Raw genomic sequence first — 9,130 nt, 5'->3', positions numbered from 1 at the left:
AAAATATTGTATGGCATCAAAGCAAAAGTAACTGGCTTTACACTATTTGTAAAGATGTAATTTGATTCAAAAAGAAAAGATAGATTTAAAATGTGGGACAAATGATGGGGTAAATCAGTTATAGACAAGCAAAAAAGCCTTGTAAATCAAGGCTTTTCCTGTTGTATTTAGATGCCCCCTACAGGGATTTAACCTGTGACCCACGGATTAAGAGTCCGCTGCTCTGCCAGCTGAGCTAAGGAGGCAAAGAAAAAAGCTGTATTGGTGCCGAAACTTCACGGTTTGTATTGAACCCGCGCAATTAAGCAGGTGGGCAACTCGCTCTAACTGAAGCTGTTTCCGTGTGAGACGGCCTACATGCTGTTAGAAGACTTTTGTTTCCCTAATAATACAAAAAATAGTCGGTCAACACTTAAGTGTGAAGTCGTACACCACAGCGTTTCTATGTTTATATAATACCACTTTTTCAAAAAAAATCAAGAGGAAAGTGCAATTTTTTGAAAAGGATTTCAGATTTTTCGCAAACGGTCGATAGCTTCCTTTCTTTGAGCCAAAGCCCGTTCATATTTACCAGTATCTTCTGCTTGGAAATAGTGATGATTGCGGATTTTTTCTGGTAGATAGTCTTGCTTGACCCAATTTCCAGGATAGTTGTGTGGATAGAGATAGTCTTGGGCATTCCCCAGTTCCTTGCTTCCACTGTAGTGCCCATCACGCAGGTGTCGCGGAATAGGCAAGTGCCCTGATGTTTTGAGGTCGGCAAGAGCCTTATTCATAGCTACATAGGCTGAGTTGGATTTTGGAGAAAGGGCCAAATCAATGACGACATTGGCAATGAGAATGCTGGCTTCTGGGAAACCAATCTTCTGGGCAGCATCCAGAGCAGTCACGGTGTGAATCTGGGCTTCAGGATTGGCCAAACCGATATCTTCATAAGCGATAACAGTCAAACGACGAGCGAGACTTGGCAAATCACCAGCCTCAATCAAGCGGGCAGCATAGTGAAGACTGGCATCAACATCTGAGCCACGGATAGACTTTTGCAGGGCTGAGAGGACATCGTAGTGGCCATCTCCATCCTTATCCATAGTGATGTAGCTTCGCTGCAGGCTATTTTCCATGATGTCTAGAGTGATATGGCGGATGCCCTTGTCATTTTCGGGAGTAGAAAGAACAGCCAAGTCAAGTGAGTTGAAGGCAGAGCGAAGGTCTCCGTTTGTAGAGGTAGCAATGAAATCCAGCGCATCCTCATCTAGTTCTACTGGAAAATCAAAACCACGCTCAGGGTTACTTAGAGCTATCTGCAGGGCCTCTTTGACGTCTTGGTTAGACAGAGGTTCCAACTCAAAAATTTGAACACGGCTACGAATGGCAGGAGTGACAGAGAAGAAAGGATTTTCAGTCGTAGCGCCAATCATGATGACCAGACCACTTTCCAAGAGAGGTAAGAGGAAGTCTTGCTTGGTTTTATCTAGTCTATGAATCTCGTCTAGTAATAGGACGAGACCACCAGAGAATTTAGCCTCTTCCGCAATTTCTTGCAGTCGTTTTTTACTATCAACTGTCGCATTGAAAGTTCGAAAGGCATACTTAGTAGTCCCTGCGATGGCAGAGGCAATACTGGTCTTGCCGATTCCCGGAGGGCCATAGAGAATCATGGAGGACAGGCGGTTGGCTTCTACCATGCGGCGGATGATTTTTCCTTGTCCGACCAGATGTTCCTGACCGATGACCTGGTCGATGGTTTTAGGGCGCATGCGAAGCGCGAGATTGTCTGGCATAGCAGTCCTTTCTAACGTAGATTTTCTGATGTATATGTGGTAAGATGGTAGTATCTATTTTAGCATATTTCCGAGCAATCGGGGCGATTAAAGAGTCGCATAGAAAGAGGACAAAATGGCAACATACGGATTTTTAGATGTTTTAGAGGAAGAGTTGGAGAAGAATTTTCCTTTTGACTTTGAGATTAGTTGGGATAAGCGCAACCACGCGGTTGAAGTGAGTTTTTTGTTAGAAGCGCAAAATGCTGCAGGCGTGGAGATGGTGGATGAAGACGGAGAGGTTTCATCAGAAGATATCCTCTTTGAAGAAGCAGTGCTTTTTTACAATCCTGCTAAATCAACAGTCAATGAGGAAGACTATTTGACTGTCATCCCTTACTTGCCTAAAAAAGGATTTTCCCGCGAATTCTTAGCTTATTTTGCGCTATTCCTCAAAGATACTGCCGAGGTTGGACTAGATGCCCTCATGGACTTTTTGGAAGACCCAGAAGCAGAAGAATTCGTCATGGAATGGAACCAAGAAGTCTTTGAAGAAGGAAAAGTCGGCTTGGAAGAGGGAGAGTTTTATCCTTATCCGAGATACTAGGAGTTTGACATGGAACTAGAAATTTCTGATTTCACAGGCTGTAAGATTGCTTTGTTTTGTGGGGATAAGCTCCTGACTATCTTACGCGATGATAAGACAAGCATTCCCTGGCCCAACATGTGGGAACTTCCAGGCGGTGGACGTGAAGGTGATGAAAGTCCTTTTGAGTGCGTGGCGCGTGAAGTTTATGAAGAACTGGGAATTCATCTGACTGAGGATTATCTGCTTTGGAGTAAGGTTTATCCAAGTATGCTTTTTGCGGATAAACAATCTGTATTTCTAGTCGGTCAGTTAAGTCAGGATCAGTTTGACAGTATCACCTTTGGAGATGAAGGACAGGGCTATCAGCTGATGAATGTCGAGGAATTTCTTAGCTCCAGTCAAGTTGTACCTCAGTTGCAAGAGAGATTAAAAGATTATTTAAAAGTAAGTGATTAGAAAGGATGGTTCAGTTAAATTTCTAAACTGAACCCGCCCTAAACACGGTGCCAAAAAGATAAACTTCTTTTAGACACAAGCGTCTTCAGAGAAGTTCCTATTTTGGTTTTGTGTTTTACGGGCTTGGTATCTTAAATATGGAAACATGGCAAGAGTTAAAAGTTACAGTTAAGCGTGAGGGGGAGGAGCTAGTCTCCAATCTCTTGATTGAGCTGGGAGCGCAAGGAGTCGCAATCGAAGACAGTATGGACTATGTGGGAAATGTGGATCGTTTTGGCGAGATTTTCCCAGAGGTTGAGCAGCAAGAAGAAATCGTAGTGACAGCCTACTATCCTGAAACGGTGGACGTGGCAGTGGTTGAGACGGACTTGCAGGCTCGCTTAGCAGAATTGGCAGATTTTATGGATTTGGGTGAGGTCAAGATGGGGACAACTGCTTTGGCTGAGGAAGACTGGGCAGACAACTGGAAGAAATACTATGAACCAGCTCGTATCACTCATGATTTGACCATCGTGCCGTCTTGGACTGACTATGAGGCAACTGCGGGAGAAAAGATTATCAAGCTAGATCCAGGCATGGCCTTTGGGACAGGAACCCACCCAACTACCAAGATGAGTCTCTTTGCCTTGGAGCAGGTTCTTCGAGGTGGGGAAACTGTGTTAGATGTGGGGACTGGTTCAGGGGTTCTCTCTATTGCTAGCTCGCTACTTGGTGCCAAGGAAATCTTTGCCTACGACCTGGATGATGTAGCAGTTCGTGTTGCTCAGGAAAATATTGAGCTCAACCCTGGTATGGAAAACATCCATGTAGCAGCAGGAGATTTGCTTAAGGGTGTGGAGATTGAGGCAGATGTGATTGTGGCTAATATCTTGGCGGATATTCTTATTCATTTGACACAGGATGCTTACCGCTTGGTCAAGGACGAAGGCTACCTCATCATGAGTGGGATTATCAAGGACAAGTGGGACATGGTGCGCGAGTCGGCTGAGTCGGCTGGATTTTTCCTCGAAACCCACATGGTTCAAGGGGAATGGAATGCCTGTGTCTTCAAGAAAACCAAGGATATTTCCGGTGTGATTGGAGGCTAGCATGCAGCAGTATTTTGTCAAAGGCAGTGCTATCTCCCCTGTCACCATCGAGGACAAGGAAACCAGCAAGCATATGTTTCAGGTTATGCGCTTGAAAGAAGATGATGAGGTGACCTTGGTCTTTGATGATGGCATCAAGCGTTTGGCGCGTGTAGTGGATGTGGAAGCTCGTCAGTTTGAATTGGTAGAAGAACTAGATGACAATGTGGAACTGCCCGTTCAAGTGACCATTGCATCTGGATTTCCCAAGGGGGACAAGCTGGAGTTTATCACTCAAAAAGTAACCGAACTGGGTGCCAGCCAAATCTGGGCCTTTCCTGCCGATTGGTCAGTCGCCAAGTGGGACGGCAAGAAATTGGGTAAAAAGGTTGAAAAACTAGAAAAAATTGCTCTTGGAGCGGCAGAACAAAGTAAGCGTAATGTTGTTCCAAGTATCCAGCTTTTTGAAAGGAAAGCAGACTTTCTAGCTCAATTGGACCAGTTTGACCGCGTCGTAGTGGCTTATGAAGAGTCGGCCAAAGAAGGAGAAAGCGCTGCGCTTTTACAAGCAGTTACTGGACTCGAGAAAGGAGACAAATTGCTCTTTATCTTTGGTCCAGAAGGTGGCTTGTCACCTGCAGAAATTGAGAGTTTTGAAGCTAAAGGAGCGGTATTGGCAGGACTTGGTCCTCGTATTTTGCGAGCAGAAACAGCACCACTTTATGCCCTATCAGCCCTTAGTGTTTTATTAGAATTAGAGAAATAAGAGGAAGAAAATGGAACAAAAACACCGTTCAGAATTTCCAGAAAAGGAACTTTGGGACTTAACAGCCCTATACCAAGACCGTGAGGATTTCTTGCGTGCAATCGAGAAGGCTCGCGGAGACATCAACCAATTTAGCCGTGATTACAAGGGTAATCTTCATACTTTTGAGGATTTTGAAAAGGCCTTTGCAGAATTGGAACAAATCTACATTCAGATGAGCCATATTGGAAACTATGGATTTATGCCTCAGACGACAGACTATAGCAATGACGAATTTGCCAACATTGCCCAAGCTGGGATGGAATTTGAAACAGACGCCAGCGTAGCTCTGACCTTCTTTGACGATGCCTTGGTGGCAGCAGATGAGGAAGTCTTGGACCGTTTGGGTAAATTGCCTCATTTAACAGCTGCCATTCGTCAGGCCAAAATCAAAAAAGCCCACTATCTAGGGGCTGATGTGGAGAAGGCCTTGACCAATCTCGGCGAGGTTTTCTACAGTCCGCAGGATATTTACACTAAGATGCGAGCTGGGGATTTCGAAATGGATGACTTTGAAGTTCATGGAAAAACCTACAAAAACAGCTTTGTGACCTATGAAAATTTCTACCAAAACCATGAGGATGCTGAGGTCCGTGAGAAATCTTTCCGTTCCTTCTCAGAAGGTCTTCGTAAGCACCAAAATACGGCTGCAGCAGCCTATCTAGCCCAAGTCAAGTCTGAAAAACTACTGGCAGATATGAAAGGTTACGACTCAGTCTTTGATTATCTTCTGGCTGAGCAGGAAGTGGACCGTGCCATGTTTGACCGCCAGATTGACCTCATCATGAAGGATTTTGCGCCGGTTGCTCAGAGATACCTCAAGCATGTTGCCAAGGTCAATGGTCTTGAAAAGATGAGCTTTGCAGACTGGAAATTGGACTTGGACAGCGCCCTGAATCCTGAAGTGACTATTGACGATGCCTATGATTTGGTCATGAAGTCGGTAGAACCCTTGGGACAAGAATATTGTCAGGAAGTTGCTCGCTATCAAGAAGAGCGCTGGGTGGACTTTGCTGCCAACAGTGGCAAGGATTCTGGCGGATATGCGGCGGACCCATATCGCGTGCATCCTTATGTCCTCATGAGCTGGACAGGTCGTTTGAGCGATGTCTATACCTTGATTCATGAAATCGGGCATTCTGGTCAATTTATCTTTTCAGACAATCACCAAAGCTATTTCAACGCCCACATGTCGACCTACTATGTCGAAGCACCGTCAACCTTCAATGAATTGCTCCTCAGTGACTACTTAGAGTACCAGTCTGACGACCCACGTCAAAAACGCTTCGCTCTGGCTCACCGCTTGACAGACACCTACTTCCATAATTTCATTACTCACCTCTTGGAAGCAGCCTTCCAGCGTAAGGTGTATACATTGATTGAAGAAGGGGAAACCTTTGGAGCAAGTAAACTCAACAGTATTATGAAGGAAGTTTTGACAGATTTTTGGGGCGATGCCATTGAAATCGACGACGATGCAGCTTTGACTTGGATGCGCCAAGCTCACTACTACATGGGCTTGTATAGTTACACTTACTCAGCTGGACTTGTGATCTCGACAGCTGGTTACCTCCATCTTAAAAACTCAGAAACTGGAGCTGAAGACTGGCTCAATCTCCTCAAATCAGGTGGTAGCAAGACACCACTTGAGTCAGCCATGATTATCGGTGCTGATATTTCAACAGACAAACCACTCCGTGATACTATCCAATTCTTGTCAGACACAGTTGACCAGATTATCGCCTACAGTGCCCAGTTGAGAGAGTAAATTAAAAGAGTCTGGGACAAAAGTCTAACCTTAAATAAAAAAGCGAACAAAACGAGTTATCTGATACTCAAAATTCTGTCTTGTTCGCTTTTTTTCTAATCTATCGATTTTAAAAATTTATAATAAAGAATTCCTAAAATCAAAATTTTTTGTCCTAGCCTCTTAAATTATCCCCAAAAGCTATCTTCTTCAGCTTGATCTGAAGAGAAGAGCCAAACTTCTTTGATTTTTCCGTCTTCAATGCGGAAGAGGTCAATCCCGTTCATATTGAGTTCAGTACCATCAGCCCGTGTTCCAAGAAAAGTAACATTAGCTGCGATTAAATCCTCATTGTCAGAAACCCAATTTGTTATCACCTTAAAGGTTCCATTAGTTTTCTCAGCAAATGTAGCCAGGTGAGTTCCTAGCTTGTCCTTACCAACAACTGTACCAGATATACTATGAGTACCAGGTTGATGCCAGATAATATCGTCTGCCATCGTTTCAAAGACACCAGGAAAGTCACCAGCAATTAAAGCTTGGTTATAAGCGTTGAAAATTTCTAAGTTTGTTGACATATCTATTCTCCATTTCTTTTTTATGATATAATTGTAACAGTTACAAATAAAAAAACAAGTAGACACTTTTTTGATAGCTAGTATCAAAAGTGGTACTATTATTGATACTAAAAGATAAATTTTTTTTAAAAAATAGAAAGAAGATATTTTATGACAAATAAAGTGAGTGAGTATGGTATTTGTCCATTTGCGACAACGCAGAGGGTTTTAACGGGGAAATGGGCACTGGTAATCATTTATCAGTTGAGTACGGGTACTAAACGATTTAAAGAATTGCAAAGATTATTGCCTGGGATTACTCAAACTATTTTGACCCGTCATCTCCGTCAATTAGAAAAGGATAAGATTGTTCAACGAAAGGTCTATGCCGAAGTTCCACCACGAGTTGAGTACAGCTTAACCGAAATGGGGCAGGAATTCAGAGTTGTTTTAGATGCTGTCGAGAAATGGGGTCTAGATTATATCAAGTTGCTAGAAATGTAGAGGTATTGACCATGTATCAAGAGTTACTAAGAAAAATAGCAGAAGAAAAACCAAGTTATCATCAGGAAGAAATCCAGTGGCTACTTGATCATTTGGGAGATCCTTCTCCAGAAATTCGTGATGACCTTGTTTTTACAAGCTTTGCTAGAGGGATTCAGGAAGAACTATTTACACAGGAACAATTTTATTTCATTGCTGAAGGGATTTCATCTGATGGAGGGTTAGATAAAGAGATTGATAAGGTAGGACTGTCAACCCTTGAACGTTCTTTTAAGGCGCTTATTTATGTAAATCTCTTGTCTGCGGATGCCAACCAGCAATCGATTTTTTATCAGGAATTAAATGCAGGAATTCGTAATGTCCTTTTAAATCAAGGTTTGTATTATCTTTCAAAAGAAAAGGATACAACAGGTTTTTCAAGTCAGTATGGTTGGGTTCACGCTTTTGCACATGGAGCCGATTTACTGACAGAGGTGGTTTGTCATCCAGACTTTCCTAAAAACAGAGTTCATGAAGTATTTGATATACTTGGCCAACTATTTAAAAGAATTTCGATTCGCTTTACAGATGATGAGGACTGGCGTTTAGCAAGAGTGATCTATGAACCTATTTTACAAGGGAAGTTGGAGCAAGAGCAAGTAGCTTCTTGGATAAAAGCTGTTGACTTTCCGATAGAAGAAAGGGAAGATTTTTATAAATTTTCCAACTTCAGATCCTGTCTGTTGGAAGTATATGTCCAACTTGACCAGAGAAATAGTTTACAAGATGACTTGAAAGAAGCTATCCAGTCTTTTCAATACTAGAGATTAGCTAATATTACTTATTGAAAGAGTTTCTATTGTGTCCTCCTAACTAATAATGAAAAATAATAAAAGAGGTTGAATCATTTTCCAACCTCTTTTCCTATATCTTAATGGAATTGCATACCACCATCAACGATAATGGTTTGTCCTGTAATGTAGTTTGAATCTGGTCCTGCAAGGAAGCTGACGGCTGCAGCCACATCTTCTGGTTCAGATAGACGTTTTAGAGTAATATCTTTTGCAAATGTCTGCATACCCCACTCGTCATCTTTTCCTGCATTTTTACCAACTTCATGAGCGATGTCGTACATCATTGGTGTTTTCACAATACCTGGTGCGTAGGCGTTAACAGTGATGCCTGAGTCTGCTAAATCACGTGCTAATGTTTGCGTAATTCCGCGAACAGCAAATTTTGTTCCACCATAAACAGTTAGATTTGGGTTACCGACTACACCGGCTTGAGAGGTTGCGTTGATAATTTTACCTCCGTGGCCAAGTGCTTTAAATTGCGCTTGTGCAGCTTGTGAACCCCAAATGACACCACCAACGTTGATACCGAAAGTGCGTGTAAATTGTTCCTCAGTAATTGTATCAAGAGGAGTAGTTGGAGCAACACCAGCGTTATTTACGACAACATTCAAATCACCAAAATGGTCAACAACTTTTTGAAATGCTTGTGCAACTTCTGCCTGTTTCGAAACATCGGCCACGACAGCAAAGGCATTTTCAGCTGATAATTCGGTAACAGCTTTTTCAGCTGTTTCGGGATTGTAGTCTAAGACTCCTACCTTAAAGCCATCTTGAACCAATCGTTTTGCGATTGCAAAACCGATTCCTTGACC

General features: G+C 42.8%; 10 protein-coding genes and 1 tRNA gene. 7 read left to right on the top strand and 4 right to left on the bottom strand.

What is annotated here, in order from left to right:
* Positions 1-172: 172 nt before the first annotated feature.
* Positions 173-245: transfer RNA gene (locus tag QZ359_RS07980), tRNA-Lys, on the bottom strand.
* Between the two features lie 264 nt (positions 246-509).
* A complete protein-coding gene (locus QZ359_RS07975; RefSeq protein WP_293965327.1) occupies positions 510-1,781 on the bottom strand; it encodes a replication-associated recombination protein A in 1,272 nt (423 codons plus the stop codon).
* Between the two features lie 115 nt (positions 1,782-1,896).
* Here QZ359_RS07975 and QZ359_RS07970 point away from each other — a divergent pair, with 115 nt between their 5' ends.
* From QZ359_RS07970 to pepF, 5 genes are all read left to right on the top strand, one after another.
* The gene (locus QZ359_RS07970) at positions 1,897-2,367 is read left to right on the top strand and encodes a DUF3013 family protein (RefSeq protein ID WP_000257127.1); all 471 of its coding nucleotides are present in this window, start codon (positions 1,897-1,899) and stop codon (positions 2,365-2,367) included.
* Between the two features lie 9 nt (positions 2,368-2,376).
* Positions 2,377-2,805: an NUDIX hydrolase gene (locus QZ359_RS07965; RefSeq protein ID WP_173304503.1), complete on the top strand. Its 429-nt coding sequence runs from the start codon at positions 2,377-2,379 to the stop codon at positions 2,803-2,805.
* Between the two features lie 137 nt (positions 2,806-2,942).
* Complete coding sequence (gene prmA, locus QZ359_RS07960) at positions 2,943-3,893, top strand: 50S ribosomal protein L11 methyltransferase (RefSeq protein ID WP_000451170.1); 951 nt, start codon at positions 2,943-2,945, stop codon at positions 3,891-3,893.
* 1 nt (position 3,894) lies between these two features.
* On the top strand, positions 3,895-4,638 hold the full coding sequence (locus tag QZ359_RS07955; RefSeq protein WP_001188188.1) for a 16S rRNA (uracil(1498)-N(3))-methyltransferase: 744 nt from the start codon (positions 3,895-3,897) through the stop codon (positions 4,636-4,638).
* 10 nt (positions 4,639-4,648) lie between these two features.
* Positions 4,649-6,445: an oligoendopeptidase F gene (gene pepF, locus QZ359_RS07950; protein WP_293965324.1), complete on the top strand. Its 1,797-nt coding sequence runs from the start codon at positions 4,649-4,651 to the stop codon at positions 6,443-6,445.
* A 167-nt stretch (positions 6,446-6,612) separates the two neighbouring features.
* Here pepF and QZ359_RS07945 read toward each other — a convergent pair whose 3' ends face one another.
* On the bottom strand, positions 6,613-7,002 hold the full coding sequence (locus tag QZ359_RS07945; protein ID WP_033679800.1) for a nuclear transport factor 2 family protein: 390 nt from the start codon (positions 7,000-7,002) through the stop codon (positions 6,613-6,615).
* A gap of 150 nt (positions 7,003-7,152) precedes the next feature.
* Between QZ359_RS07945 and QZ359_RS07940 the strand changes: the two genes are divergently transcribed.
* Both QZ359_RS07940 and QZ359_RS07935 read left to right on the top strand, forming a co-directional pair.
* Complete coding sequence (locus QZ359_RS07940) at positions 7,153-7,485, top strand: helix-turn-helix domain-containing protein (RefSeq protein ID WP_000182730.1); 333 nt, start codon at positions 7,153-7,155, stop codon at positions 7,483-7,485.
* Between the two features lie 11 nt (positions 7,486-7,496).
* Positions 7,497-8,288, top strand: a complete 792-nt coding sequence (locus QZ359_RS07935) for a DUF2785 domain-containing protein (RefSeq protein ID WP_293965329.1) — start codon at positions 7,497-7,499, stop codon at positions 8,286-8,288.
* Positions 8,289-8,395: 107 nt separating this feature from the next.
* Here QZ359_RS07935 and QZ359_RS07930 read toward each other — a convergent pair.
* A partial coding sequence (locus QZ359_RS07930) for a (S)-acetoin forming diacetyl reductase (RefSeq protein ID WP_293965321.1) occupies positions 8,396-9,130 on the bottom strand: 735 nt, incomplete at its 5' end.

Origin of the sequence: Streptococcus sp., assembly GCF_019414905.1 — a bacterium.
In the GTDB taxonomy this organism is placed as follows: Bacteria; Bacillota; Bacilli; order Lactobacillales; family Streptococcaceae; genus Streptococcus.
The sequence above is the reverse complement of the archived record's forward strand: the minus strand, read 5'-3'. Positions and strand labels throughout refer to the sequence as shown.

What these genes read in the sequence shown, in the direction of transcription:
- QZ359_RS07975 (WP_293965327.1), bottom strand. Translation starts at nt 1,781, where the DNA reads ATGCCAGACAATCTCGCGCTTCGCATGCGCCCTAAAACCATCGACCAG.
- QZ359_RS07970 (WP_000257127.1), top strand. Translation starts at nt 1,897, where the DNA reads ATGGCAACATACGGATTTTTAGATGTTTTAGAGGAAGAGTTGGAGAAG.
- QZ359_RS07965 (WP_173304503.1), top strand. Translation starts at nt 2,377, where the DNA reads ATGGAACTAGAAATTTCTGATTTCACAGGCTGTAAGATTGCTTTGTTT.
- prmA (WP_000451170.1), top strand. Translation starts at nt 2,943, where the DNA reads ATGGAAACATGGCAAGAGTTAAAAGTTACAGTTAAGCGTGAGGGGGAG.
- QZ359_RS07955 (WP_001188188.1), top strand. Translation starts at nt 3,895, where the DNA reads ATGCAGCAGTATTTTGTCAAAGGCAGTGCTATCTCCCCTGTCACCATC.
- pepF (WP_293965324.1), top strand. Translation starts at nt 4,649, where the DNA reads ATGGAACAAAAACACCGTTCAGAATTTCCAGAAAAGGAACTTTGGGAC.
- QZ359_RS07945 (WP_033679800.1), bottom strand. Translation starts at nt 7,002, where the DNA reads ATGTCAACAAACTTAGAAATTTTCAACGCTTATAACCAAGCTTTAATT.
- QZ359_RS07940 (WP_000182730.1), top strand. Translation starts at nt 7,153, where the DNA reads ATGACAAATAAAGTGAGTGAGTATGGTATTTGTCCATTTGCGACAACG.
- QZ359_RS07935 (WP_293965329.1), top strand. Translation starts at nt 7,497, where the DNA reads ATGTATCAAGAGTTACTAAGAAAAATAGCAGAAGAAAAACCAAGTTAT.